Genomic DNA, 25,072 nt, shown 5'->3' on the forward strand with positions numbered 1-25,072 from the left:
GTGCATCGGCGACCGGCTCAACCCAGCCCGGCCGCGTTGGAATAAACGTGCTGCACGTCGTCCAGATCCTGCAACCAGCGCAGCAGCTTCTGCACCTGTTCGGCAGTTTCGCCTTCCACCGCAGTATCGGTATCGGCGCGCATCGTGATTTCGGCAAACCCCGGCACCAGCCCGGCGGCCTCCATCGCAGCCTTGACCTGGGCAAACGCCTCGGGCGAGGTGATCACGTCGATGGCGCCATCCTCGGGATACACGATGACATCGTCGGCGCCGGCCTCGATCGCAGCCTCGGTGATTTTTTCTTCGTCCGCGCCGGGGGCGTAGCTGAGCACGCCCAGCCGCTTGAACATGAACGCCACCGAGCCTTCGGTTCCCAGATTTCCGCCGAACTTGGAAAACGCATGGCGGACATCCGCCACCGTCCGCACCCGGTTATCGGTCAGACAATCGACGATCACCGCCACCCCGCCCGGGCCGTAGCCCTCATAGCGGACTTCCTCGTAGGTGACCCCTTCCAGCTCACCGGCGGCCTTCTTGATCGCCCGCTCGATCACGTCCTTGGACATGTTGACGTCCAGACCGCGGTCGATGGCGGCGCGCAGCCGCGGGTTGCCTGCCGGGTCGCTGCCGCCGGTGCGGACAGCCACGGAAATTTCACGAATGATCTTGGTGAACAGCTTGCCGCGCAGCGCGTCCTGCGCGTTCTTGCGGGCTTCGATGGAAGGACCACGTCCCATTGGACATCCCGGAGTGTCTGCGAGGCGGCGGATTATACGGCTGACGGCCCGACGGCGGGCTCGAATCGACCCTCCTGCAGGAATCGCAGAACCTGCCGCCTCGCCTCGGCCGACACCACCAGCCCGGTGTGGCTGGCCTGCACCACGCAGTGCGCGGCGATCCCCGGCAGCCGGGTCTCGGCCACCGCCACCGTGCCGTCGTGCTCCCCATCCAGCTCCGCAAACAGGCGCCCCAGCCCGCGCGGGATGTTGCCGGCCACCACCCCAACCGCGGCCGCACCCTGCCAGGCGGGTACGCCTGCGCGCAGCAGCGCCGCATGGCGGCCCAGCAGGGCGGCGCCCCAGTGGCGGTCCGCCAGCGCAGCCGCCACCGCGCTGCCACGCAGCGGCGAACCCAGACAGACCACCCGTGCCACATCCACATCTGGGGCCAGGCGCAGAGCCTCCAGCGCGACTAGCCCGCCCAGGCTGTGGCCCACGATGGCATCGACGGGCGCGGCGCGCAGCCGGGCCTGCAGCCGCACGATGGCCCGTTCCGACCCGCCGGCCAACGTCGGATAGCCGAAGACATCGACTTCAAGGCCCGCTTTGCGCAGGCCGCCCGCCAGCGGGACCAGCCACCAGGCCGGGTTGAACAGGCCGTGCAGCAGCAGGACCCGCTGGATCACGTCGGAACCGGCTCCCGCCTGTACATGAATTCGCGGTCGCGCTGCTGGCCCACGATAAAGGCGTACTCACCGGCGAAGGCAAAGCCATAGCGGGCGTAGAAGCGCTGGGCGCCGAAGTTCTCCGACCACACGCTGACCCACAGGGTACGCGGGCCGTCGCGCAGCAGCCACGCCATCGCCGCGTCCATCAGGGCACGTCCGACGCCGCCGCTCTGGTATCCGGCCCGGACGTACAGCCGCTTGAGCTCGCCATCCTCAGGCTGCACGTCCGGGTGCGGCAGCCCGCAGGGGCCGGCCTGGGCATAGCCGATGGCCTGGCCTGCTACGTCTTCGGCCAGCCACAGCGCATAGCGAGGATCCGCCAACGCCTTGGCGTACGCGGCGGGCGTGTGGTTTTCCTGCAAAAAGGCCTGCAGATCCTCGGGCCGATACAGATGCCCGAACGCCTCCACGAACGTGGCCGCCCCCAGCGTCGCCAGGGTGGCGGCATCGTCAGGCACAGCGGGGCGGATCGTCACCGTCACGGCTGTGGCCGTCGCACCTGAATATGGACCTCGGCCAGCTGCGCCTCCTCCACCGGCGAAGGGGCGCCCGTCATCAGACACTGGGCGGTGGTGGTCTTGGGGAAGGCGATCACGTCCCGGATCGACTCCGTCCCGGCCATCAGTGCAGCGATGCGGTCGATGCCGAATGCGATGCCCCCATGCGGCGGCGCACCGTATTTGAGCGCATCCAGCAGGAAGCCGAACTTGGCACGCTGTTCCTCAGGGCTGATGCCCAGCAGATCGAACACTGCCGCCTGCATCTGCGGCCGATGGATGCGAATCGAGCCGCCACCGATTTCGTTGCCGTTGAGCACCATGTCATAGCCGCGGCTGACCGCAGTGCGGGCATTGGCACGCAGCTCGTCGATGGAGTCCACCGCCGGCGCGGTGAACGGGTGATGCAAGGCCACGTAACGCTGGGCGTCCTCGTCCCATTCGAACATCGGGAAATCGGTGACCCACAGCGGCTTCCAGCCGTCCTGCACCCGATTGAACTCACGCCCGGCCTTGAGCCGCAGCGCCCCCATGAACTCGGAGACGGTGGCATAGGCCCCGGCACCGAAAAACACGATATCGCCATTGCCCGCGCCGACATGTGCCAGCAACGCGGCAAACGCCGACTCGTCGAAGAACTTGGCGATCGGCGAGCTGACCGCCCCCGATCCGTCGATCTTGGCGTACGCCAGCCCCTTGGCGCCGAACTTGGCCGCATGCGCGGCATAGTCGTCGATCTGCTTGCGCGACAACGTGGCCCCACCCGGAATGCGCAGCGCCGCCACCCGGCCATTGGGATCACGTGCGGCCGCGGTGAACACGGCAAAGCCGCAGTCCTTGACCTGTTCAGCCACATCCACAAGCTCAAGATCGATGCGCAGGTCGGGCTTGTCCGAGCCATAGCGACGCATCGCCTCGGCATAGGTCATGCGCGGGAAGGGGTTGGCCAGCTCCACCCCGATCACCTCGCGGAACACGGTACGGATCATGTCCTCGGTGAGATCCTGCACGTCGCGCTCGGTGACCCAGGCAAACTCCATGTCGAGCTGGGTGAACTCCAGCTGGCGGTCGGCGCGCAGCGCCTCGTCGCGGAAGCAACGGGCAATCTGATAGTAGCGGTCGAAGCCCGCCATCATCAGGATCTGCTTGAACAGCTGCGGGCTCTGCGGCAGGGCGTAGAACTCGCCGGGATGCATGCGCGCCGGCACCAGGAAGTCGCGCGCACCTTCCGGCGTGGCCTTGGTCAGGATCGGCGTCTCGATGTCCTGGAACCCGCGTGCATCCAGATAGCGGCGCAGCGCACTGACCAGCCGGGTGCGGGTGCGCAGCTTGTGCTGCATCTCCGGTCGGCGCAGGTCGAGGTAGCGGTACTTCAGGCGGATGTCCTCGCCCGGGTTCTCGTGGTGATGGAACGGCAGCGGCTCGGCCTTGTTGAGCAGCTCGATGCGCTCGGCCACCACTTCCACCTGCCCGGTCTTGATCTTGTCGTTGACCGCCTGGCGCCGGCGCACGGTGCCGGTGACGCGCAGGCAGTCTTCGTAGCCAACCCGGGCCGCCACCTCGAGCAGGGCAGCATTGTCCGCCGCCGGCGTGGGCTCGGCGACGATCTGAACGATGCCTTCGTGGTCACGCAGGTCGATGAAGACCAGCTGGCCCATGTTGCGGGCGGCATCGGCCCAGCCACACAGGGTCACGGACTGGCCGATCAACGTTTCGTCGATCAGGCCGCAAAAATGGGTACGCATGCAGGCTCCGCAAAACAACCGCGCGGGCGAGCTGCCCGCGCGCAGAGCCGGTATTTTAGGGAATCTCTGATCAGTTCGGAGATTTCCGTCGGCCTGATGGCCGGCGGCGAACCAATCGCGTGCGCGCTTGATTCGCATGCGCCGAGCCCGGACATGTGCCGGGCTCGGCGTTGTTCAGCCTTTTTGAGTTGAAGCCCGGGCAGCACCGCCGCGCCCGGCGGCCGGTCAGGCGGCTGGGGCAGACTCGGTCTTGCCGGCGGTGGAGCAGGCACCGGCCTTGCTGTCCCCGCAGTCCGAGCACTTGGCCTCGCCGGCACCGCCATCGCCAGCGAGGTTGCGCTTTTTCTCGCCGTCCTTCTTGAAGTCCGTCTCGTACCAACCACCGCCAGCCAGACGGAACTGCGGTGCGGTCAGCCGGCGATGTACCCGGCCCTGGGCCTGGCAGGCCGGACAGGTGTCCGGATCGGCATCGGAAAGTTTCTGCAGACGGTCGAAGACGTGCCCACAGGCATCGCAACGAAAGGAATAGATCGGCATGGTGTCGTGCAGTCCTGGTCAAGAAACAAATCCGCTGCCATAGTGGGGCCACTGGTCAGGATTTCAAGCCACCCCAATCCGCACCGCCAATCAGGGCGTGGTGAGCATCGAAAACCGCGATGCCGGCAGCCCGCAGATCAAGAAGATCCGGGTGGTGACCACGGTCGAGTATTTCCTCAAAGACTGAACGTGACCCCTCAACTGGCGGCATACAGTGCAAGCAGCGCCTCTTCGGCCTGATCCAGCGCCTGCCGTAGCCGCACCTGCCGCCGCCCCAGCTCGGCCAGCCGAGCCGGGTCGGTACACACCGAAGGATCGGCCAGCTCGGCCTCGCATTCGGCCAGCTCGGCCTCAAGCCTGGCCACTTCGGCCTCGGCATTTTGCAGCTTGTAGGGATTGACCTTGGGCTTGGGCGGTGTGCGTGCGGCCGGCGCTACGGGGGCTGCCGTGCGGGCCTGAGCCGCAGCGCCTGCCTCGGCAGGCCGCGCCCGCAGCCAGGCCGCGTAATCGTCGAGATCGCCCTCGAACGGCTCGACCCGCCCGTCAGCCACACGCCAGTAGCGGTCGCAGACCAGGCCCAGCAGATGCCGGTCATGGCTGACCAAGACCAGCGCCCCCTCGAAATCGCTCAGCGCCTCCGCCAGCGCCTCGCGCATATCGAGATCAAGGTGGTTGGTGGGCTCGTCGAGCAGCAACAGGTTCGGACGCCGGTAGGCGATCAGCGCCAATGCAAGCCGCGCCTTTTCGCCGCCGCTGAAGGTGTCGATGACCTCAAACGCGCGATCGCCAGGAAAGTTCCATTTGCCGAGAAAATCGCGCAGCGCCTGATTGCTGGCCTCCGGCGCCAGCGCGCGCAGATGCTCCAACGGCGAGGTGCCGGCCACCAGCGACTCAACCGTGTGCTGTGCGAAGTAGCCGATGCGCAGATCCGGATGCGCCCGCAGCTCGCCCGCCAGGGGCATGAGCTCGCCGACCAGGGTCTTGACCAGCGTCGATTTACCGGCCCCGTTGCGGCCGAGCAGACCGATGCGGTCGCCAACCTCAAGCCCCATGTTCACCCGTGTCAGGATGCGTGCGTCGGCACCGTAACCGGCCTCCACCCCATGCAGCGACAGCAGCGAGTTGGGCAGCTTCAGCGGTTCCGGAAACTCAATGCGCAAGGCACGTTCGACGCGCACCGCCTCGGTGCCCGCCAGCTTCTCCAGCCGTTTGATCCGCGACTGCGCCTGCCGCGCCTTGCTGGCCTTGGCCCGGAAGCGATCGATGAACGCTTGCAGGTGGGCGCGCTCGGCCTGCTCCTTTTCGTAAGCGATCTGCTGCTGGCGCAACTGCTCGGCACGCTGGCGCTCGAAATCCGTGTAATTCCCTGCGTACAGCGTCGCCTTGCCATCGTGCAGGTGCAGGATGTGGGTGGCCACGTTGTCGAGGAACTCGCGGTCGTGGCTGATCACCAGCAGCGTGCCGTCGTAGCGCTTCAACCAGTCCTCCAGCCAGACCACGGCATCGAGGTCGAGGTGGTTGGTGGGCTCGTCGAGCAGCAACAGATCGGAAGGCGTCATCAGCGCCCGCGCCACGTTCAGGCGCACCCGCCAGCCGCCGGAAAAATCCGCGACCGGCTTCTCGTGGGTCTCCGCGGGGAAGCCCAGGCCATGCAGCAGGCGCCCGGCACGGGCAAGCCCGTCATAGCCCTTGAGCTCCTCCAGCCGCTGGTGTGCCGCCGCCACCGCTTCCCAGTCTCCGGCGGCCCGCGCCTCGGCCTCCGCGCGCAGGGCGGCATGCACGTCGCCATCGCCCGATAGGACGAAGTCGAGCGCCGGCTCTGGCAATGCCGGTGTTTCCTGCGCCACCGCGGCAATGCGCGCGCGCACCGGTACCTCCAGTGTCCCCTGGTCGGGTTCGAGCTGGCCCATCAGCGCAGCAAACAAGCTGGATTTACCGGCCCCGTTGCGACCGACCACCCCCACCCGCCAGCCGGCATGCAAGGTCAGATCGAGATTGGACAGCAGCAGGCGCTCGCCCCGGCGCAGGGCGAAGTTGCGGAAGGAAATCATGGGCGGGCGATTCTACCCGCACCGTCCCCATGATCTGACGGCCACCTTTGCCGCCCAGGGCGGCGCCCTCCAGGATTTCCGCACTGCGGTTTGCAGCCAGACTGAACCGGTGGTAAACAGGCAATCACCACCCCAGCTCATGAAGGAGAGGACCATGCCTCGGATCACCCCGCTTGCGCTCGCGCTGTCCTCGCTGCTTGTCACCCTGCCCGCCACTGCGCAAGACAACGCAGAGAGCAAAAAGGACGCCCGCACGCTCGACACGGTGATTGTCACCGGCACCCGCGTGACCGACCGCACCGTGGCGGAATCGCAGTCGCCCATCGACATCATCACACCTGAAGTGCTGCAAGCCACCGGCACCACCGAGCTGGCCACTGCGCTCTCACGCGCCCTGCCCTCGCTCAACTTCCCGCGTGCCGCGATCAATGACGGCACTGACGCCATGCGCCCGGCGCAGCTGCGCGGCCTCGCCCCGGATCACGTGCTGGTGCTGGTCAATGGCAAGCGCTACCACCTGGGCGCCCTGGTGAATGTCAACGGCAGCCAGGGCCGCAGCTCCTCGCCGGCTGATCTCAACAGCATCCCGATTGCTGCCATCGAGCGCGTCGAAGTCCTGCGCGACGGCGCCTCGGCCCAGTACGGTTCCGACGCCATTGCTGGCGTGGTCAATATCGTGCTGAAGGGCTCCGCCAGCGGCGGCAGTGCCACCGCCACCTATGGCAAATACAAGGAAGGCGATGGTGGCAAATACCAAGTCATGGCCGATACCGGACTGGCGCTGGGTGCCAGCGGCAAGGTGCATCTGGCCGCGCAGTTTGGTCACCAGAACCAGACCAACCGGGCCACGCCGTATTCCGGCCCACAGACCCCAAGCTCGCCGCCGGTTGGCCAGACCGTCCAGCGCCTGGGCGACCCGGAAGTGGACAACCGCTCGCTGACCTTCAACGGTGAACTGAAGCCGGCCGACTACCTCACGTTCTATTCCTACGGCATCTACACCCACCGGGAAACGCTGTCGAACGGGTTTTTCCGCGCCGCGGGCGACTCCCGCAACATCCCGTCGATCTACCCCAACGGGTTCCTGCCCAAGATCTTCAACACCAGCAACGACTACCAGTTCGTGATGGGGATGCGCTCGTCGATTGGCGAAACCCGCTTTGACGCCAGCTATACCTATGGCTACAACGACCTGCGCTTCGATGTGAAGAACTCGCTCAATCGCAGCCTGGGCCCCAGCTCACCCACCGAGTTTTATGCCGGCACGCTCAAGTACACCCAGCACGTGCTCAACCTCGATCTGAGCCGGCCGGTGAATCTGGGACTGGCTTATCCGGCCACGCTCTCCTATGGCCTGGAGTGGCGGGGCGAGCAGTTTGAAATCACACCCGGCGAACCCAACTCCTACATCAATGGCGGCGTGCTGCTCAACGGCAACCCCACCCCCTCCGGGGCACAGGTGTTCCCTGGGTTCCGGCCCAGCGACAGCGGCACCTTCGACCGTCACAGCTCCTCGTTCTATGTGGGCCTGGAAGGTGATCTGACCGACAAACTCTCGGCCGGCCTGGCTGCGCGGCATGAGCGCTACAGCGATTTCGGCAACACCACCACCGGCAAGCTGAGCACGCGCTACGTGTTCAACGATGCGGTGGCACTGCGCGCCACCGCCAGCACCGGCTTCCATGCGCCTTCGCTGCAGCAACAGTTCTACCAGACCACCTCCACCAACTTCATCGGCGGCATTCCCTATGACATCGTGACCTTCCGGGTGACCAACCCGGCCGGCATCGCGCTGGGGGCCGAACCGCTGAAGCCGGAGAAATCCCGCAATCTCAGCCTGGGTCTGGTGTTGACCCCTGCCAATGGGCTGTATTTGACCGCCGATGCCTACCGGATCAAGGTGACCGACCGCATCACCCTGTCGGAAAACCTCACCAGCACCGCAGTGCGCAACTACCTCAATGCCAACGGCTTCCCGTCCGTCGGCGGCGGTCGCTACTTCACCAACGCGCTGGACACCACCACCACCGGCATCGACCTGGTGGCCACCTACACCACCCAGCTTGCAGCCAGCCGTATCGATTGGACGCTCAGCTACAACTACAACAAGACCAAAGTGGATCGGGTGGCGCCCAATCCGCCGGCCCTGCAGCTCATCGACCCCACCGCACTGCGAATCGGCCGGGTCGAGCTGGCGCGCTTTGAAGTCGGCGCACCGCGTGACAAGTTCATGCTTGGCGCGGACTGGAAGGTGGGTTCCTGGACGCTTGGTGCAATCGTCAGCCGCTATGGCAAGTTCACCGTCCGTAACAATAACCCCACCCTCGACCAAACCTTCGGTGCCAAATGGCTGACCGATCTCAGCGCCCGTTACAACACCGGCGGCTGGGAGTTCGCGCTCGGTGCCGACAACGTGTTCGACACCTACCCGGACAAAGTCATCCCGCCGAACACCAACTCCGGCCAGTTGATCTGGCCGACCCAGAGCCCGTTTGGCTTCAACGGCGCCTATTACTACGGACGGATTTCATACAAATGGTGATCTGACGCCTGACTGCCACCCATCGACGCCCCGGCCCGCCGGGGCGTCGTCGTATGTGCAAGCCCGGCATGCGATCATCCCGTTGAGCGCACGTCCGGATGCCCCATGCCGCACTCAACGTCTCTGATCACCTTGCTTTGTCTCGCCTTCGTGCTGGCCTTTGGCTTTGGCCTGTTGGCACAACGGCTGCGGATGTCCCCCCTGGCCGGGTACCTGCTGGCCGGCGTGGTGGTCGGCCCGTTCATGCCGGCGCTGGTGGGCGATCAGACCCTGGCCCCGCAGTTGGCCGAAGTCGGCGTGATCCTGCTGATGTTCGGCGTGGGCCTGCATTTCTCCTTGCAGGACCTGCTGCAGGTGCGCACGGTGGCCATCCCCGGCGCTCTGTTGCGCATCCTGTTGATGACGGCATTGGGCTGGGGTGTGGGGCGGCTGTCCGGCTGGACTGACAGCAACGGACTGGTGTTTGGCCTGGCGCTCTCGGTGGCCAGTACGGTGGTGCTGCTGCGCACCCTGGAAGAACATCGCCTGCTGGATTCGCGGGTTGGCCAGGTCACCGTCGGCTGGGTGGTGGTGGAAGACATCGCCATGGTGCTGGCACTGCTGCTGTTGCCGCCCCTGGCCGCTGGCGGCCATGCGGCCTCGCTCGCCGGCCTGTGGCTGCGCCTGGGCGAAACCGTGCTGAAGCTGGCCGTATTTTTGGCCTTCATGCTGGTGGTGGGGCGCCGGGTGATGCCCTGGATCCTGGCGCGGGTGGCCGGCACCGGCTCGCGCGAACTGTTCACCCTGTGCGTGCTGGCCACCGCGATGGGCGTGGCGTTTGCGGCGGCGGAGCTGTTTGGGGTGTCGTTCGCGCTGGGCGCGTTCTTCGCCGGCATGCTGCTCAACGAGTCCGAGTTCTCGCACAAGGCCGCCAACGACTCCCTGCCCCTGCGCGATGCGTTTGCCGTGCTGTTCTTCGTGTCGGTCGGCATGCTGTTCGATCCGGCCATCCTGCTCCGGCAACCCCTGCAGGTGGCGCTGACCGTGTTTCTGATCGTGGTCGTCAAAGGCGCCCTCAGCTGGTGGGGCCTGCGCATGCTGGGCGAGCGCGATGAAGATGCCCGCCTGGCCGCCGCCACCCTGGCCCAGATCGGCGAGTTTTCCTTCATCGTGATGGGGCTTGCCCTTTCGCTTCACCTGCTGCAGCCGGAAGTGCGGGATCTGGTGCTGGCCGGCGCGCTGCTGTCAATCGTCCTCAACCCGCTGCTGGTGGCCATGCTGTTGCGACAGGTCCGCAAACGCCGCGAACAGGCCTGCCTGGAAGTGCCGCCGCTGCCCGCCGATCTGCGCGACCACATCATCGTGATCGGCTACGGCCGGGTTGGCCGTGACCTGCTGCGGCTGCTGCGTGAACGCCATGTGCCGGTCGTGCTGATCGAGGAAGACATTGAGCGTGTGCATGCCGCACGCGCCGCTGGTTTCCCGGCCATCCGCGGCAACGCGGTGCTTCCACAGGTGCTGGCCAGCGCCCGGCCCGAGCTGGCCAAACTTGCGATTCTGGCGATTCCGCGGGCGCTGGAGGGTGGCGAAACCATCGCCCACCTGCGCGCCCTCAATCCTGCCATCACGGTACTGGCACGGGCCCACAGCGAAGGCGAGGTCAAGTATCTGCTCGCCCACGGCGCGGATGCCGCCGTGCTGGCCGAGCGCGAGCTGGCCTACTCGCTGGCCGATATGGTGCTGGCCACGCCACCGTACCGGCCCGCGCGCACACCCCCGCAGGCCACCTCCTGAAACGCAAACAGGCGCCGGAACCCCGGCGCCTGTTCTGTGGCAATGCCTGCCAATGTGAGCCGGGCGCCCCAATGGGCACCCGGCATCGGGCTTACTTCACGAACACCAGCCTGCCCCCCTCGGCGTCCACCTTGACGGTGTCGCCACTGGTGAAATGCCCGGCCAGGATTTCCTGGGCCAGCGGGTTTTCGATCTGGTGCTGGATCGCCCGCTTGAGCGGACGTGCGCCGTACACCGGATCGAAACCGACGTTGGCCAGCAACTCGAGCGCCTTGTCGGTGACCTCCAGCCGCATGCCACGTTCGCCCAGACGCTTCTCCAGACCGCGCAACTGGATGCGGGCGATCTGCTTGATCTGCGCCTTGTCCAGCGGGTGGAACACCACGATGTCGTCCAGCCGGTTGATGAACTCCGGACGGAAGTGCGCCTGCACCACGCCCATCACCGCTGCCTTCATCTTGGTGTAGGCCTCGGGCGAGTCTTCCCCGGCCATTTCCTGGATCATCTGGCTGCCCAGGTTGGAAGTCATCACGATGACCGTGTTGCGGAAGTCCACCGTGCGGCCCTGGCCATCGGTCAGGCGACCGTCGTCGAGCACCTGCAACAGCACGTTGAACACGTCCGGATGCGCTTTCTCCACCTCGTCCAGCAGAATCACGCTGTAGGGACGGCGCCGCACCGCTTCGGTGAGGTAACCACCTTCCTCATAGCCGACGTAGCCCGGAGGCGCACCGATCAGGCGGCTGACGGCGTGCTTCTCCATGAACTCGCTCATGTCGATGCGCACCATCGCATCCTGACTGTCGAACAAAAACTCCGCCAGTGCCTTGCACAGCTCGGTCTTGCCCACGCCAGTGGGGCCCAGGAACAGGAACGAGCCACTGGGCCGGTTGGGATCAGACAACCCGGCACGCGAACGGCGCACCGCATCGGACACCACCTTGATGGCCTCTTCCTGGCCCACCACGCGGGCGTGCAGGGCCTCTTCCATCTTCAGCAGTTTCTCGCGCTCGCTCTCCAGCATCTTGCTGACCGGAATACCGGTCCAGCGCGAGACCACCTGCGCGACTTCTTCTGCCGTCACCTTGTCCTGGAGCAGCTTGAAGCCCTTCTGCTCAACTTCCTGCGCGGCTTTGAGCTGCTTTTCCAGCTGCGGAATGATGCCGTACTGAATCTCGCTCATGCGCGCATAGTCCTGCCGGCGCTGCGCGGCTTCCAGTTCGAGCTTGGCCTGCTCGATCTGCTCCTTGATTTTGGTCGCGCCCTGCAGGGTGGCTTTTTCCGCCTTCCAGATTTCTTCCAGATCGGCGTACTCGCGCTCCAGCTGTGCGATCTCTTTTTCAAGATCGGCAAGCCGCTGCTTGGATTCTGGGTCTTTTTCCTTTTTCAGTGCCTCGCGCTGAATCTTGAGCTGGATCAGCCGGCGTTCCTTGCGATCGAGTTCTTCCGGCTTGGAGTCGATCTCCATGCGGATACGGCTGGCCGCCTCATCGATCAGGTCGATGGCCTTATCGGGCAGCTGACGGTCGGGAATGTAGCGATGCGACAGGGTGGCCGCCGCGATGATCGCCGGATCGGTGATCTCCACACCATGGTGCAGCGCATAGCGCTCCTTCAGGCCACGCAGGATGGCGATGGTGTCCTCCACGCTCGGCTCACCCACGTACACCTTCTGGAAGCGACGCTCCAGCGCGGCATCTTTTTCGATGTACTTGCGGTACTCGTCCAGCGTGGTGGCGCCGATGCAGTGCAGCTCCCCGCGCGCCAGCGCTGGCTTGAGCATGTTGCCAGCATCCATCGCCCCTTCGGCCTTGCCGGCACCGACCATGGTGTGCAGCTCGTCGATGAACAGGATGATCTGGCCTTCGTTCTTGGCCAGATCATTGAGCACGGCCTTCAGACGCTCTTCGAACTCGCCGCGGAACTTGGCGCCGGCAATCAGCGAGCCCATGTCCAGGCTGAGCAGGCGCTTGCCACGCAGCCCTTCCGGCACTTCGCCATTGACGATACGCTGGGCCAGCCCTTCGACGATCGCGGTCTTGCCCACGCCAGGCTCACCGATCAGCACCGGGTTGTTCTTGGTGCGCCGCTGCAGCACCTGGATGGTGCGACGGATTTCCTCGTCGCGCCCGATCACCGGGTCGAGCTTGCCGGCCTCGGCGCGCGCGGTCAGATCGATGGTGTATTTCTCCAGCGCCTGCCGGGTGTCTTCCGCATTTTCGTCGGTCACTTTTTCGCCTCCGCGCATTTTTTCGATGGCTGCCTGCAGCTTTGCCTTGTCCGCGCCGGCCGCCTTGAGCGCACGCCCGGCATCGCCACTGTCCTCCAACGCTGCCAGCAGGAACAGTTCGCTGGCGATATAGGAATCGCCACGCTGCTGGGCCAACTTGTCGGTGACGTTGAGCAGACGGATCAGGTCATTGCTGACCTGCACATTGCCGGCCTGACCGGTGACCTTGGGCAGCTTGTCCAATGCCTCGGTCAAGCGCTCGCGCAGCACCGGCACATTGACGCCCGCCTGTGCCAGCAGGGGTCGGGTGCCACCGCCTTGCTGGTCGAGCAACGCCAGTAAAAGGTGCACGGGTTCGATGAAATTGTGGTCGCGCCCAACGGCCAGCGACTGCGCATCGCTCAACGCCTGCTGGAAACGCGAAGTGAGTTTGTCCATTCGCATGGGAAAGTTCCTGAAGTCCGGGCCGCGGATGCAGCCAATGCCTACCACATGCGGTCGCTGGCCGGTATTTCAAGATGCAGATGCGCTAAAACGAAAATCGCACCCGATATTTCCCGGCAGGCGGCGCTTCAGCTGGCGGGGTGGATCCAGGCCAGCGTGGCCATACGACCGCTTTGCCCGTCACGGCGATGGGAAAAAAACCGGTCGCGCTCTCGGATGGTGCAGTGCTGTCCGCCATGGATGGCCTCCGGCACGAGCCCCGCACTGATCAGCCGTTGCCGCGCCAGGGCATACAGATCGACCCGCCAATGCCCGGGGCGGGTCGGCACAAAGGCCGTCGCAGCCGCCGAATCCCGGGCCAGGAAGGCCTCACGCACCTCGTCGCCCACTTCGTAGGCATCCGGCCCTGCGCCCGGCCCCAGCCAGGCCCGCAGCCGCGCGGGCGGCGTCTGCATCGCGGTCACCGTGGCCTCCAGCACGCCGGCGGCCAGCCCGCGCCAGCCGGCGTGGGCCGCGGCGATCTCGTCGCCATCACAGGCCGCCAGCACCACCGGCAGGCAGTCGGCGGTGAGGATGGCCAGCACCGTGCCCGGCGTGGCGGTCACCGCGGCATCGGCCTCGGGTTCGTCCAGCCCCGGCTCGACCACCACCCGCACCCCATGCACCTGGCGCAGCCAGCGTGGCGGCGACGGCAACGCCAGTGCCGCCGCCAGCTGCCGCCGGTTTTCATTCACCGCAGCGGTGGCATCCCCACACCGGCTGCCAAGATTGAAATGATCAAACGGCGACGCCGATACGCCCAACCCGTGCCGCAGTGTCGTCCCTGCCCGCACACCGGGCGGTGCCGGCCAGTCGGCGGGCAAAAAGGCGCTCATTGGCGCGCACGCTCCGCCGCGGCATGGGCGAGGGCGTCGTCCTCCAACAGCTGCATGAGCTGGCGCATGTCCTCCGGCACCGGCGCCTGGCAACGCACCGGCTGACCGGTGATCGGATGGGAAAACTCCAGCACCTCGGCATGCAGGGCCTGCCGACGAAAACCGCGCAGGGCGGTGATGAGCGCCTCCGACGCCCCCTTGGGCAACTTCAGCGATCCGCCATAGAGCGGGTCACCGACGATCGGATGCTTCAGGTGCGCCATGTGCACGCGGATCTGGTGGGTCCGCCCGGTCTCCAGCCGGCATTCGAGCGCGGTATGCGCACGGTAGCGCCGGCGCAGGCGGTAATGGGTCACCGCGTCCTTGCCATCCTCGCGCACGGCCATCCGCAGCCGGTCGCGGGGATGCCGATCGATCGGGGCGTTGACCGTGCCCCCCGACACCAGGGCACCGACCACGATGGCCAGATACTGGCGATGCACGTCGCGGGCGGACAGCTGCGCCACCAGCGCGGTGTGCGCCGCCAGCGTGCGCGCCACCACCATGACGCCGCTGGTGTCTTTGTCCAGGCGGTGGACGATACCGGCACGCGGCAGCTGGGCCAGCGCCGGATCGCGATGCAGCAGCGCGTTGACCAGGGTGCCGGCCGGATTGCCTGCGCCTGGATGCACCACCAGCCCGGCCGGCTTGTTGAGGACGAACACATGCGGATCCTCGTACAGCAGCTCCAGCGTGATCGGCTCGGCCTCGGCATGGGTCTGGACCGTCGGCTGCACCCGCAGCACCACCGTCTCGCCCCCGAGCACCGGGTCGCGCGGACGTGCTGGGGTCCCGTCCACGGTGACATCGCCCGCCTTGATCCAGGCCGCCAGCCGTGATCGCGAATACTCGGGGAACAGCCCGGCCAGGACCGCATCCAGGCGGCCGCCGGCAGCGTCCTCGGGAATGCGGGCGGTACGAAGTTCGACGTCGGTCATGGGCAGCGCGCCGCTTGGCGCGTTCGGGCCTGATTGAAGTGGGGCTGCTATTATCCAGCCTTCTTGCCCCTGGCGCCCATTCGATGCCCATGACTGCCCGCTCCTCCCTGCTGCGCACCGTGCTCGTGCTCGTGCTCGTCCTGACCGTTGCCGGCTGCTCCGGCGGCAAGGGCTTGTTCAAGGGCAAGAAAAACCGCAATGAGGGCGTGCCGGTCGGCGAGCTGTACGACCGTGCTCACAGCCAGATGGAACACGGCAACTGGAGCACCGCCAGCGAAACCTTCGGCCGCCTGATCGCCCAGTACCCGTATGGCCCCTATGCCGAGCAGGCCCTGATGGAGCAGGCCTACGCGCAGTACAAGTCCGGCAAGCACGAAGACGCCATCTCCACCATCGACCGCTTCATCCGCACCTACCCCACCCACCGCAACATTGCGTACATGTACTACCTGCGCGGCCTGACCAACATGGCGCGCAATACCGTGTTCCTGGCGCGCACGTTCAACCTGGACACTAGCAACCGCGATTTGGATGCGCCGCTGCAGGCGTACAACGACTTCAATACCCTGATCACCCGCTACCCCAACAGCCGCTATGCCGCCGATGCGCGGCAACGCATGGTCTATCTGCGCAATCAGTTCGCACGGTTTGAGCTGAATACCGGCCTGTATTACCTGCGGCGCGGCGCCTGGGTGTCGGCCGCCGAGCGTGCGACCTATCTGCTGGAAACCTACCCGCAAAGCGAATCGCAGAATGACGCCGTGGCCCTGCTGGCCGAGGCCTATACCCGCATGGGCGAAAAAACCCTGGCCGCCGATGCGCGCCGGGTGCTGGAGCAGAACGACCCGCAGCATCCCTGGCTTAAGGGGCGCTGGCCCAAGTCGCCGAGCGTGATCAAGCGGCTCAACCCGTTCAGTCCGGACGTGCGCTGAACCTGCGACCTCCCCACAACCACCGGCCATCGCCCTGACCGGCCGCAGACGGCCACACGGTCGCCCCCCAGCCATCGCTACCTTCGCCCGGCGTTTGCCCGCTTGGCCCCTGCGTGCTAGCGTCTGCGCCAGTGGAGTCAGGCATCCCCGCCATGTCGCACGCGATTGCCGCCCTGGTATCGGCGTCCCCCTATCGCTGGGGGTTCCTGCTGTCCATTGTGGTCGCCGCCCTGCCGCCCGTGGTCAGTGCCTGGATGGCCGGTCGGCTGGGCCACTGGGATGCCTGGGCATGGTTCCCGCCGGTGTTTTACTTCGTGATCATCCCGATCATCGATCACCTGGTTGGCCGCGATACCCGCAATCCTCCTGATGCGACCGTGCCGCAGCTGGAGCATTCGCTCTTCTACGCGGCGCTGCCGCTGGCCTGCGTGCCGCTGCAGATCGGCCTGATGCTGTGGGGCGCATGGGTATTTGCGACCGCCCCGTTTGGCCCGATCGGTGCAGCCGGCTGGATCATCTCGATGGGCTGTATTGGCGGCATCCTGGGCATCAACATCGCCCATGAGCTGATCCACAAGACATCCCGTCTGGAACAATGGGCCGGCGGCTTGCTGCTGTCCACGGTGCTGTACGGCTCGTTCAAGATCGAGCATGTCTATGGCCACCACGTGGACGTGGCCACCCCGCGCGACACCTCGACCGCCCGGCCTGGCCAGACCGTTTACGCCTTCCTTGCGCGGGCACTGCGCCACAACATCCCGAAGGCCTTCGCGCTGGATCGCGCCCGCGCCGTCCGGCGTGGCGCGCCGGGCAATCGCATCTGGCGCAGCGAGCTGCTGGTCTGGTACGCCGCCTCGGCCTTTTGGGCACTGGCATGTGTGCTGATCGCAGGCACCTGGCAAGGCCTGATCTACTTTGCCGGGCAGGCGCTGGTGGCCGTCTGCCTGCTGGAAATCATCAACTACATCGAGCATTACGGCCTGCAGCGGCGCCTGCTTGCCGATGGCCGCTACGAGCGCGTCAACCCGCGGCACTCGTGGAACTCGGACTTCCTGGTCACCAATCTGCTGCTGTTCAATCTGCAGCGCCACTCGGATCATCATGCCCACCCGGCACGGCGCTATCAGGTGCTGCGTCATTTCGACGAAAGCCCGCAACTGCCGTTCGGTTACGCCACCGCCGTCGTGCTAGCACTGTGCCCGCCCCTGTGGCGGCGGATCATGGACCCGTGCGTGGCACGCTACGCGCAAACATCAAGCCCAGACACCGCAAACACCAGCACTGCCTGACCTGCCTGCGGCCCGGTCTGCGCATGGCGACGGCCGCGCCGGGTCACGGCCGCAGCGGGCATCCCCCACTCATTCACGCCAGCCGTTACTAATCGGATAGCGCCGTTCGCGACCAAACGCACGCCGGCTGACCTTGGGGCCAGGCGCTGCCTGATGGCGTTTCCATTCGCTGATCCGCACCAGATGCAGCACCCGATCCACGGTGGCGGCATCGAAGCCGGCGGCGACGATCTCGGCCCGTGACTGCTCCTGGTCGATATGCCGCAGCAGGATCGCATCCAGCACGTCATAGGGCGGCAGCGAGTCCTGGTCTTTCTGGTTTTCACGCAATTCCGCCGAGGGCGGCCGATCGATCACCGCCTGCGGGATGACGGCATCCCCCACCGTGTTACGCCAGCGCGCCAGCGCAAACACTTCGGTCTTGTACAGGTCCTTGATCGGCGCGTAGCCGCCGCACATATCGCCGTAGATGGTGGCGTAGCCCACGGCGTACTCGCTCTTGTTGCCGGTGGTCAGAAGCAGCCCGCCGAACTTGTTGACCAGCGCCATCATCAGCGTGCCGCGCACGCGCGACTGCAGGTTTTCTTCGGTGGTGTCCACGGGCAGACCGGCAAAGGTGTCCGCCAGGGTGTCCAGATAGGCGGAGAACGGTGCCTCGATCGGCAACGTCATCAGCCGCACCCCCAACGCCTCGCACTGCATCTGCGCCAGGTCATTCGACAAACCGGCGGTGTAACGCGACGGCATCCGCACTGCGGTCACGTTGTGTGCCCCCAGCGCGTCCACCGCCGCGGTGAGCACCAGCGCCGAGTCGATGCCGCCGGATAACCCCAGCCAGGCCTTTTTGAATCCGTTTTTTTGGCAGTAGTCGCGGGTGCCACGCACCACCGCTCGCCAGGCCAGCGCCTCGCGGCTTTCATCGCCATCCACCGTCCATTGCAACGGCGCGAACCGGCGGCTCTCGGGCTCGTACTCCACCACCAGCCATTGCTCCTCAAAGGCCACCGCCGCCGGGTGCACATGGCCATCGCCATCGGCAACCAGGCTTGCACCGTCGAACACCAGCGCATCCTGTCCGCCGACCAGGTTGAGGTAGACGATCCCGGCGCCCGTCTCACGCGCACGCCGCGCCAGCAGCGCATCACGCTCGGCATGCTTGTCATGCTCATACGGCGAGGCATTGGGCACCAGCACCAGCTGCGCCCCTTTGCCCACGGTGGCGGCGATCGGTTCCGGGAACCAGAGATCCTCGCAGACCAACACGCCCACCGGCACGCCATTGACCTCGAACACGCAATCCTCGCGATCCGGATCGACATCGAACCAGCGGCGCTCATCAAACACTGCGTAGTTGGGCAGCTCACGCTTGCGGTAGGTGGCTGCGATGGCGCCGTCGCGCAGGACACTGGCGGCGTTGTACACCACGCTGCCGGCCGACTGTGGCCAGCCCACCACCGCGACGATCCCGGTCGCCGCCTGTGCCAGGCGGACCATCGCCGCCTCGCATTCGCACAGGAACGCCGGCCGGTACAGCAGGTCTTCCGGGGGATAGCCGGACAGCGCCAGTTCCGGAAACAGCACGATGTCGGCCGCGAACTCGTCGCGGGCAAAGGCGATCATCTCGGCGATACGCGCCGCATTGCCGGCGACATCCCCCACCGGAAAATCGAACTGCGCCATCGCGATGCGAAGGGACTGGGTCATGGCGTGATCTCGGCTCCTTATGCGCGCTGCCGCCATCACCCGGCGGCGCTGGCAAGGATACGGCACGTGCAACGCCGGCACGCGCAACCGGTAAAATGATCAGCTCCCTCCCACACATGCGCACCCGGCCGGGTGCGCCCACGACTGGAGCTTCCCATGGGTCTGGACCTCGTCCCTACCGGCAAAAACCCGCCGGATGAAATCAACGTCATCATCGAAATCCCCAAAGACGCCGAACCGGTCAAGTACGAGGTGGACAAGGCTTCCGGTGCGATCTTCGTCGATCGCATCCTGTCCACCCCGATGCGCTATCCGTGCAACTACGGCTATGTGCCCCACACCCTGTGCGACGACGGCGATCCGGTCGACGTGCTGGTGATCCTGCCGCTGCCGCTGGTGCCAGGGTCAGTGATCCGCTGCCGGCCGGTCGGCGTACTGAAGATGACCGACGAGGCCGGTGGCGACGAAAAGATCCTGGCCGTGCCGGTGGACAAGGTGTTCGCCGGCTATACCCACATCGACGACATCAGCAAGGTCACCCCGCACTGGCTGCAGCGCATCGGCCACTTCTTCGAGCACTACAAGGATCTCGAACCGGGCAAGTGGGTCAAACTGTCTGGCTGGGAAGGCGCTGCACAGGCACGCCAGCTGATTATCGACGCCATCGCGCGCTATCAGGGCAGCAGCGACAAGCCGAATTTCTGACCGTCCGTCAGGCCGCCTGCCTGCCGCTTGGCACGGCGGGCGACCCAGCGGTGCCCGCACATGCATTTACCCGGCGCAGGCGACGTTCAGCCGCCTGCACCGTTTTTTTAGTTGGCGGCGCGGTACGGGTACTTGGCAAACATGGCGGTAATGGCCTGATCGATCGCCGCCAACCGTTTTTCTGGGGCCCGCTTGCTGCCTTCCGGCGTACTGACCGCAGCCGTCCACACCAACCGGTGCCGCTGCCCATCGACCAGATCCACCGTCAGGACCCCTTCGCGATACCGGCTGAGCTGTGGCTCGTCATACCAGATCGGCACCGCCACGTAACCGCGGCTGTGATAGCTGTAAACCCACTCAAAGCTGGCGCGCGGCACGCTCCATAGCTCGGTTCGCTCCTGCTGCACGAGCTGGAAATTGACCAGCAGGTCGCCGCCCTCCGGCTGATACCGATAACCGCGCGCTTCCATTTCGCGGCGAACATCTTCACGGATGCGCTCGGAAATCCATGACGAATATCCGGCCTGCTCCATCGCGATGGGCTTATAGAAACTGAAGGTGCGGTACTGGCCGAAATCGGCGGCGGGATCCCGGTCAGTGCGAACACTGGGGCCACTGGCACATGCGGCCAGCGTCAAGGTCGATATGGCCAGCAGGGCCGCTGCCAGCAGGTTGCGGGGCTTGGGCATGACGCATCTCCGGCACGGATGGAATGACAGGATCATCGCATCGTCGTTCGACTCTGGCCTGAACGCCTGCGCACCGGCCGGAACGACACAGGCCCCGCGGTGCGGGGCCTGTGCCAGCGTGCTCGATTTTTTGGATCGTGTCAGTGCTTGAGCGTCTTGCGCAGGCGCTCCAACGCCTGCAACTGGGCGGTGACTTCGGCCAGCCGCTTCTGCGCCTCGGCGATCTCCATCGGTTCGGCGCGCCGGGCGAGGATGCGCTCGGCCTCTTCCTTGGCCGCCCGCACCGCGGCTTCATCGATTTCCTCCGCCCGCACCGCCGTGTCGGCCAACACCGTCACCACGGTGGGCTGCACTTCGAGGATGCCGCCGGACACCGCGAAGTCGAGCTTCTCGCCCCCCGGCAGGGTCACCACCACCTTGCCGGGCTTGAGGCGGGTGATCAGCGGCGCGTGCCTGGGCGCAATGCCCAGCTCACCGAGCTCGCCGGTGGCAACGACCAGCTCGGCCTCGCCGTGGAAGATCTCGGCCTCGGCGCTGACGATGTCGCAACGGATGGTGGATGCCATCGGGATTCCTCGCGTTCAGTGCCTGCGGATCAGGCCGCCGCCAGCAGCTTGTTGCCCTTCTCGACCGCCTCGTCGATGGTGCCGACCATGTAGAACGCCTGCTCCGGCAGGTGATCGTAGTCGCCATCGACGATGCCCTTGAAGCCGCGGATGGTCTCCTTCAGCGGCACGTACTTGCCCGGGCTGCCGGTGAAGACTTCGGCCACGTGGAACGGCTGGCTGAAGAAGCGCTCGATCTTGCGAGCACGCGCCACCACCAGCTTGTCGTCCTCGGACAGCTCGTCCATACCCAGAATGGCGATGATGTCCTTGAGATCCTTGTACTTCTGCAGGGTCTGGCGGACCCGCTGGGCGGTCTCGTAGTGCTCGTTGCCGATCACGTTCGGATCCATCTGACGGCTGGTGGAATCCAGCGGGTCGACCGCCGGATAGATACCCAGCGCGGCGATGTTGCGGCTCAGCACCACGGTGGCGTCCAGGTGGGCGAAGGTGGTGGCCGGTGACGGGTCGGTCAGGTCGTCGGCGGGCACGTACACCGCCTGGATCGAGGTGATCGAACCCACCTTGGTGGAGGTGATGCGCTCCTGCAGCACGCCCATTTCTTCCGCCAGAGTCGGCTGGTAACCCACCGCCGACGGCATACGGCCGAGCAGCGCCGACACCTCGGTGCCGGCCAGGGTGTAACGGTAGATGTTGTCGATGAACAGCAGCACGTCGCGGCCTTCATCGCGGAAGTATTCGGCCATGGTCAGACCGGTCAGCGCCACGCGCAGACGGTTGCCCGGCGGCTCGTTCATCTGGCCGTAGACCATCGCCACCTTGGACTTCTCCGGCGACTGGATGTTCACCACGCCGGCTTCCTGCATCTCGTGGTAGAAGTCGTTGCCCTCGCGGGTGCGCTCACCCACGCCGGTAAACACCGACAGACCGCTGTGCTCGGTGGCGATGTTGTTGATCAGCTCCATCATGTTGACGGTCTTGCCGACGCCGGCACCGCCGAACAGGCCGACCTTACCGCCCTTGGCGAACGGGCACATCAGGTCGATCACCTTGATGCCGGTTTCCAGCAGCTCAGTGGTCGCCGCCTGATCTTCGTAGCTGGGCGCCGGACGATGGATTTCCCAGGTCTGCTCGGCCTGGATCGGGCCGATTTCGTCGATCGGGTTGCCCAGCACGTCCATGATCCGGCCCAGGGTGGCCTTGCCGACCGGCACCGCGATGGCGCGGCCGGTGTTCTCGGCGATCAGGCCACGCTTGAGGCCGTCGGTGGAGCCCAGGGCGATCGTGCGCACCACGCCATCGCCCAGCTGCTGCTGCACTTCCAGCGTGATGTCGGTGCCCTGCACCTTCAGCGCGTCGTACACCTTCGGCACGCTTTCACGCGGGAATTCGACGTCGACGACCGCGCCGATGATCTGTACGACCTTGCCCTGGTTGCTCATACCTGTTTCCTCGGGAACTCTTGAATGCTGCTACGGGATTGCCTGGAGTACGGTGACCGGTCAGACCGCGGCCGCGCCGCCCACGATTTCCGAAATTTCCTGGGTGATCGCTGCCTGCCGCGCCTTGTTGTAGACGAGGTTCAGCGTGCCGATCAGCTTGGTGGCGTTGTCGCTGGCGGCCTTCATCGCCACCATTCGGGCGGCGTGTTCGGAGGCCACGTTTTCCATCACCGCCTGGTACACCAGCGACTCGATGTAACGGGTCAGCACGTGATCCAGCACGGTGGGTGCATCGGGTTCATAGATGTAGTCCCAATCGTGCTTGGCCACCGGGGTCTGTGCCGGCGGCAACGGCAGCAACTGGTCGAAGGTGACCCGCTGGGTCATGGTGTTGACGAAGTCGTTGTAGGCCAGGAACACCTTGTCCACCGCACCGGCGGTATAGGCGTCCAGCATGACCTTGACCACACCAATCAGCTGCTCGACCTTCGGGGTATCACCAAGATGGGTGACCGACGCCAGCATGCCGACCTTGACCCGCCGGAAGAACACCGACGCCTTCTGGCCGATGGTGACCACGTCCACCTCGATCCCCTGCTGCTGCAGGGTACGGAACTCGGCCAGCAGCTTGCGGAACATGTTGTTGTTCAGGCCGCCGGCCAGACCACGGTCGGAGGAGACCACGATGTAGCCGACGCGCCGGATCTGCGCACGCTGCACCAGATAGGGATGCCGGTACTCGGAGTTGGCCTGGGCCAGATGACCGATCAGCTGCTTCATCGCCCGCGCATACGGACGCGAGGCCTTCATCCGGTCCTGCGCCTTGCGGATCTTGGAGGCCGAGACCATCTCCAGCGCGCGCGTCACCTTGCGGGTGTTCTGCACGCTCTTGATCTTGGTTTTGATTTCGCGTCCGCCTGCCATGCTCGTTCTCTGTGCTCGCCCCGCCTGGGCGGGAATCCGGCCATGTCTTGCCCCCCGAAACGCCCGACCCTCGTGTGAGCGTCGGGCGGGGTCAGGGATTACCAGCTACCGGTAGCCTTGAACTCCTCGATGCCCTTCTTGAACGCGGCTTCGATCTCGTCATTCCAGTCGCCGGTGCGGTCGATGGTGGCCATCAGCTCGGCGGCAGTATTGGCGAAATGCGCCTGCAGACCGGCCTCGAACGCCAGCACCTTGTTGACCGGCACGTCGTCCAGATAGCCCTTGTCGACCGCATAGATCGACAGCGCCTGCTGCGCCACCGACATCGGGGCGTACTGCTTCTGCTTCATCAGCTCGGTGACGCGCTGGCCGCGCTCCAGCTGCTTGCGGGTGGCGTCATCGAGGTCAGACGCGAACTGCGCAAACGCCGCCAGCTCACGGTACTGCGCCAGCGCGATACGGATACCGCCCGACAGCTTCTTCATGATCTTGGTCTGCGCCGCACCACCCACGCGCGACACCGAAATACCGGCGTTCACGGCCGGACGGATACCGGCGTTGAACAGGTCGGTTTCCAGGAAGATCTGGCCGTCGGTGATCGAGATCACGTTGGTCGGCACGAACGCGGACACGTCGCCGGCCTGGGTTTCGATGATCGGCAGCGCCGTCAGCGAACCGGTCTTGCCCTTGACCGCGCCATTGGTGAAGCGCTCGACATACTCCTCGTTCACCCGCGCAGCGCGCTCCAGCAAGCGCGAATGCAGGTAGAACACGTCGCCCGGATAGGCCTCACGACCCGGCGGACGGCGCAGCAGCAGCGAGATCTGACGATAAGCCACGGCCTGCTTGGACAGGTCGTCGTAAATGATCAGGGCGTCCTCGCCACGGTCACGGAAGTACTCACCCATCGCGCAACCGGCATAGGCGCTGATGTACTGCATCGCCGCCGACTCGGAGGCCGAGGCCGCCACGACGGTGGTGTATTCCATCGCGCCGTGCTCTTCCAGCTTGCGCACGATGCTGGCGATGGTCGAGTTCTTCTGACCGATCGCCACGTAGATGCATTTAATGCCCGAGCGCTTCTGGTTGATGATGGTGTCGATCGCCAGCGCGGTCTTGCCGGTCTGGCGGTCACCGATGATCAGCTCGCGCTGGCCGCGGCCGATTGGAATCATGCTGTCCACCGCCTTGTAACCGGTCTGCACCGGCTGGCTGACCGACTTACGCCACACCACGCCCGGGGCGATGGCTTCGACCGGCGAGGTCAGCTTGGCGTCGATCGGGCCCTTGCCGTCGATCGGCTCGCCCAGGGCGTTGACCACGCGCCCCAGCAGCTCGGGACCGACCGGAACCGACAGGATCTGGCCCGTGGTCTTGGCCACGTCGCCTTCGCGCAGGTGCTCGTAATCACCCAGCACCACCGCGCCGACCGAGTCGCGCTCGAGGTTCAGCGCCAGCGCGTAGGTGTTGCCGGGCAGTTCGATCATTTCACCCTGCATCGCATCGGCCAGGCCGTGGATGCGCACGATGCCGTCGGACACCGAGGTGACCGTGCCTTCGTTGCGGGCCTCGGCGGCGAGCTTGACCTTCTCGATACGGGTCTTGATCAGTTCGCTGATTTCGGACGGGTTGAGCGTGGTGGTGGCCATCTTGGTTTCCTTGGAAGCCTGCGTCGCCGCCGGCCTGGTTCAAAAGTGTTGGAT

General features: G+C 65.7%; 20 protein-coding genes. 5 read left to right on the forward strand and 15 right to left on the reverse strand.

Annotated features, from left to right (window positions below; genetic code table 11):
- Positions 1 to 17 precede the first annotated feature (17 nt).
- From BUA29_RS05725 to BUA29_RS05750, 6 genes are all read right to left on the reverse strand, one after another.
- Positions 18 to 737 carry a YebC/PmpR family DNA-binding transcriptional regulator gene (locus BUA29_RS05725; protein ID WP_072755657.1) on the reverse strand — a complete coding sequence of 240 codons (720 nt, stop codon included), beginning with the start codon at positions 735 to 737 and terminating at the stop codon, positions 18 to 20.
- Positions 738 to 769: 32 nt separating this feature from the next.
- The gene (locus tag BUA29_RS05730) at positions 770 to 1,405 is read right to left on the reverse strand and encodes an esterase/lipase family protein (protein ID WP_143148824.1); all 636 of its coding nucleotides are present in this window, start codon (positions 1,403 to 1,405) and stop codon (positions 770 to 772) included.
- Positions 1,402 to 1,929, reverse strand: coding sequence for a GNAT family N-acetyltransferase (locus BUA29_RS05735; protein ID WP_072755658.1), 528 nt, complete (start codon positions 1,927 to 1,929; stop codon positions 1,402 to 1,404). Before BUA29_RS05735 ends, BUA29_RS05730 begins: the two co-directional genes overlap by 4 nt.
- Positions 1,926 to 3,689 carry an aspartate--tRNA ligase gene (gene aspS / locus BUA29_RS05740; protein ID WP_072755659.1) on the reverse strand — a complete coding sequence of 588 codons (1,764 nt, stop codon included), beginning with the start codon at positions 3,687 to 3,689 and terminating at the stop codon, positions 1,926 to 1,928. Before aspS ends, BUA29_RS05735 begins: the two co-directional genes overlap by 4 nt.
- 225 nt (positions 3,690 to 3,914) lie before the next feature.
- The gene (locus tag BUA29_RS05745) at positions 3,915 to 4,226 is read right to left on the reverse strand and encodes an FmdB family zinc ribbon protein (protein ID WP_072755660.1); all 312 of its coding nucleotides are present in this window, start codon (positions 4,224 to 4,226) and stop codon (positions 3,915 to 3,917) included.
- Between the two features lie 197 nt (positions 4,227 to 4,423).
- Entirely contained in the window at positions 4,424 to 6,277 is a 1,854-nt protein-coding gene (locus BUA29_RS05750) for an ABC-F family ATP-binding cassette domain-containing protein (protein ID WP_072755661.1), read from the reverse strand.
- Positions 6,278 to 6,416: 139 nt separating this feature from the next.
- Here BUA29_RS05750 and BUA29_RS05755 point away from each other — a divergent pair, with 139 nt between their 5' ends.
- Both BUA29_RS05755 and BUA29_RS05760 read left to right on the forward strand, forming a co-directional pair.
- A complete protein-coding gene (locus tag BUA29_RS05755) occupies positions 6,417 to 8,819 on the forward strand; it encodes a TonB-dependent receptor plug domain-containing protein (protein WP_072755662.1) in 2,403 nt (800 codons plus the stop codon).
- Between the two features lie 105 nt (positions 8,820 to 8,924).
- The gene (locus BUA29_RS05760) at positions 8,925 to 10,592 is read left to right on the forward strand and encodes a cation:proton antiporter domain-containing protein (protein ID WP_072755663.1); all 1,668 of its coding nucleotides are present in this window, start codon (positions 8,925 to 8,927) and stop codon (positions 10,590 to 10,592) included.
- Positions 10,593 to 10,683: 91 nt separating this feature from the next.
- On the opposite strand, the gene clpB is transcribed toward BUA29_RS05760, so the two are convergent.
- The 3 genes from clpB to rluD form a co-directional block, all read right to left on the reverse strand.
- Complete coding sequence (gene clpB / locus BUA29_RS05765; protein WP_072755664.1) at positions 10,684 to 13,266, reverse strand: ATP-dependent chaperone ClpB; 2,583 nt, start codon at positions 13,264 to 13,266, stop codon at positions 10,684 to 10,686.
- Positions 13,267 to 13,394: 128 nt separating this feature from the next.
- Entirely contained in the window at positions 13,395 to 14,141 is a 747-nt protein-coding gene (gene pgeF, locus BUA29_RS05770; protein WP_072755665.1) for a peptidoglycan editing factor PgeF, read from the reverse strand.
- Entirely contained in the window at positions 14,138 to 15,118 is a 981-nt protein-coding gene (rluD, locus tag BUA29_RS05775; protein ID WP_072755666.1) for a 23S rRNA pseudouridine(1911/1915/1917) synthase RluD, read from the reverse strand. Before rluD ends, pgeF begins: the two co-directional genes overlap by 4 nt.
- Before the next feature lie 89 nt (positions 15,119 to 15,207).
- Here rluD and BUA29_RS05780 point away from each other — a divergent pair, with 89 nt between their 5' ends.
- Positions 15,208 to 16,050, forward strand: a complete 843-nt coding sequence (locus BUA29_RS05780; RefSeq protein WP_072755667.1) for an outer membrane protein assembly factor BamD — start codon at positions 15,208 to 15,210, stop codon at positions 16,048 to 16,050.
- Between the two features lie 152 nt (positions 16,051 to 16,202).
- Positions 16,203 to 17,339, forward strand: a complete 1,137-nt coding sequence (locus BUA29_RS05785; RefSeq protein ID WP_072755668.1) for an alkane 1-monooxygenase — start codon at positions 16,203 to 16,205, stop codon at positions 17,337 to 17,339.
- A gap of 69 nt (positions 17,340 to 17,408) precedes the next feature.
- On the opposite strand, the gene BUA29_RS05790 is transcribed toward BUA29_RS05785, so the two are convergent.
- Positions 17,409 to 19,043, reverse strand: a complete 1,635-nt coding sequence (locus BUA29_RS05790) for an NAD+ synthase (RefSeq protein ID WP_072755669.1) — start codon at positions 19,041 to 19,043, stop codon at positions 17,409 to 17,411.
- A gap of 156 nt (positions 19,044 to 19,199) precedes the next feature.
- On the opposite strand from BUA29_RS05790, the gene ppa reads away from it, so the two are divergent.
- The gene (gene ppa, locus BUA29_RS05795) at positions 19,200 to 19,748 is read left to right on the forward strand and encodes an inorganic diphosphatase (protein WP_072755670.1); all 549 of its coding nucleotides are present in this window, start codon (positions 19,200 to 19,202) and stop codon (positions 19,746 to 19,748) included.
- Positions 19,749 to 19,855: 107 nt separating this feature from the next.
- On the opposite strand, the gene BUA29_RS05800 is transcribed toward ppa, so the two are convergent.
- The 5 genes from BUA29_RS05800 to atpA form a co-directional block, all read right to left on the reverse strand.
- Positions 19,856 to 20,437: a DUF4136 domain-containing protein gene (locus BUA29_RS05800; RefSeq protein WP_072755671.1), complete on the reverse strand. Its 582-nt coding sequence runs from the start codon at positions 20,435 to 20,437 to the stop codon at positions 19,856 to 19,858.
- A gap of 140 nt (positions 20,438 to 20,577) precedes the next feature.
- Positions 20,578 to 21,003, reverse strand: a complete 426-nt coding sequence (locus BUA29_RS05805; protein WP_072755672.1) for a F0F1 ATP synthase subunit epsilon — start codon at positions 21,001 to 21,003, stop codon at positions 20,578 to 20,580.
- A 29-nt stretch (positions 21,004 to 21,032) separates the two neighbouring features.
- Positions 21,033 to 22,445, reverse strand: coding sequence for a F0F1 ATP synthase subunit beta (gene atpD / locus BUA29_RS05810; RefSeq protein ID WP_072755673.1), 1,413 nt, complete (start codon positions 22,443 to 22,445; stop codon positions 21,033 to 21,035).
- Between the two features lie 60 nt (positions 22,446 to 22,505).
- Entirely contained in the window at positions 22,506 to 23,369 is an 864-nt protein-coding gene (gene atpG, locus BUA29_RS05815) for a F0F1 ATP synthase subunit gamma (protein WP_072755674.1), read from the reverse strand.
- A gap of 98 nt (positions 23,370 to 23,467) precedes the next feature.
- Complete coding sequence (gene atpA / locus BUA29_RS05820) at positions 23,468 to 25,018, reverse strand: F0F1 ATP synthase subunit alpha (protein WP_072755675.1); 1,551 nt, start codon at positions 25,016 to 25,018, stop codon at positions 23,468 to 23,470.
- Positions 25,019 to 25,072: the final 54 nt, after the last annotated feature.

It is taken from the genome of Thermomonas hydrothermalis (assembly GCF_900129205.1).
Taxonomy (GTDB): domain Bacteria; phylum Pseudomonadota; class Gammaproteobacteria; order Xanthomonadales; family Xanthomonadaceae; genus Thermomonas; species Thermomonas hydrothermalis.

Excerpts from the sequence above, each read along its gene's own strand:
- atpG (WP_072755674.1), bottom strand. The coding sequence starts at position 23,369 with ATGGCAGGCGGACGCGAAATCAAAACCAAGATCAAGAGCGTGCAGAAC.
- BUA29_RS05745 (WP_072755660.1), bottom strand. The coding sequence starts at position 4,226 with ATGCCGATCTATTCCTTTCGTTGCGATGCCTGTGGGCACGTCTTCGAC.
- BUA29_RS05760 (WP_072755663.1), top strand. The coding sequence starts at position 8,925 with ATGCCGCACTCAACGTCTCTGATCACCTTGCTTTGTCTCGCCTTCGTG.
- pgeF (WP_072755665.1), bottom strand. The coding sequence starts at position 14,141 with ATGAGCGCCTTTTTGCCCGCCGACTGGCCGGCACCGCCCGGTGTGCGG.
- rluD (WP_072755666.1), bottom strand. The coding sequence starts at position 15,118 with ATGACCGACGTCGAACTTCGTACCGCCCGCATTCCCGAGGACGCTGCC.
- BUA29_RS05725 (WP_072755657.1), bottom strand. The coding sequence starts at position 737 with ATGGGACGTGGTCCTTCCATCGAAGCCCGCAAGAACGCGCAGGACGCG.
- BUA29_RS05790 (WP_072755669.1), bottom strand. The coding sequence starts at position 19,043 with ATGACCCAGTCCCTTCGCATCGCGATGGCGCAGTTCGATTTTCCGGTG.
- BUA29_RS05750 (WP_072755661.1), bottom strand. The coding sequence starts at position 6,277 with ATGATTTCCTTCCGCAACTTCGCCCTGCGCCGGGGCGAGCGCCTGCTG.
- clpB (WP_072755664.1), bottom strand. The coding sequence starts at position 13,266 with ATGCGAATGGACAAACTCACTTCGCGTTTCCAGCAGGCGTTGAGCGAT.
- BUA29_RS05805 (WP_072755672.1), bottom strand. The coding sequence starts at position 21,003 with ATGGCATCCACCATCCGTTGCGACATCGTCAGCGCCGAGGCCGAGATC.
- ppa (WP_072755670.1), top strand. The coding sequence starts at position 19,200 with ATGGGTCTGGACCTCGTCCCTACCGGCAAAAACCCGCCGGATGAAATC.
- BUA29_RS05785 (WP_072755668.1), top strand. The coding sequence starts at position 16,203 with ATGTCGCACGCGATTGCCGCCCTGGTATCGGCGTCCCCCTATCGCTGG.
- BUA29_RS05755 (WP_072755662.1), top strand. The coding sequence starts at position 6,417 with ATGAAGGAGAGGACCATGCCTCGGATCACCCCGCTTGCGCTCGCGCTG.
- atpD (WP_072755673.1), bottom strand. The coding sequence starts at position 22,445 with ATGAGCAACCAGGGCAAGGTCGTACAGATCATCGGCGCGGTCGTCGAC.
- BUA29_RS05780 (WP_072755667.1), top strand. The coding sequence starts at position 15,208 with ATGACTGCCCGCTCCTCCCTGCTGCGCACCGTGCTCGTGCTCGTGCTC.
- atpA (WP_072755675.1), bottom strand. The coding sequence starts at position 25,018 with ATGGCCACCACCACGCTCAACCCGTCCGAAATCAGCGAACTGATCAAG.
- aspS (WP_072755659.1), bottom strand. The coding sequence starts at position 3,689 with ATGCGTACCCATTTTTGCGGCCTGATCGACGAAACGTTGATCGGCCAG.
- BUA29_RS05800 (WP_072755671.1), bottom strand. The coding sequence starts at position 20,437 with ATGCCCAAGCCCCGCAACCTGCTGGCAGCGGCCCTGCTGGCCATATCG.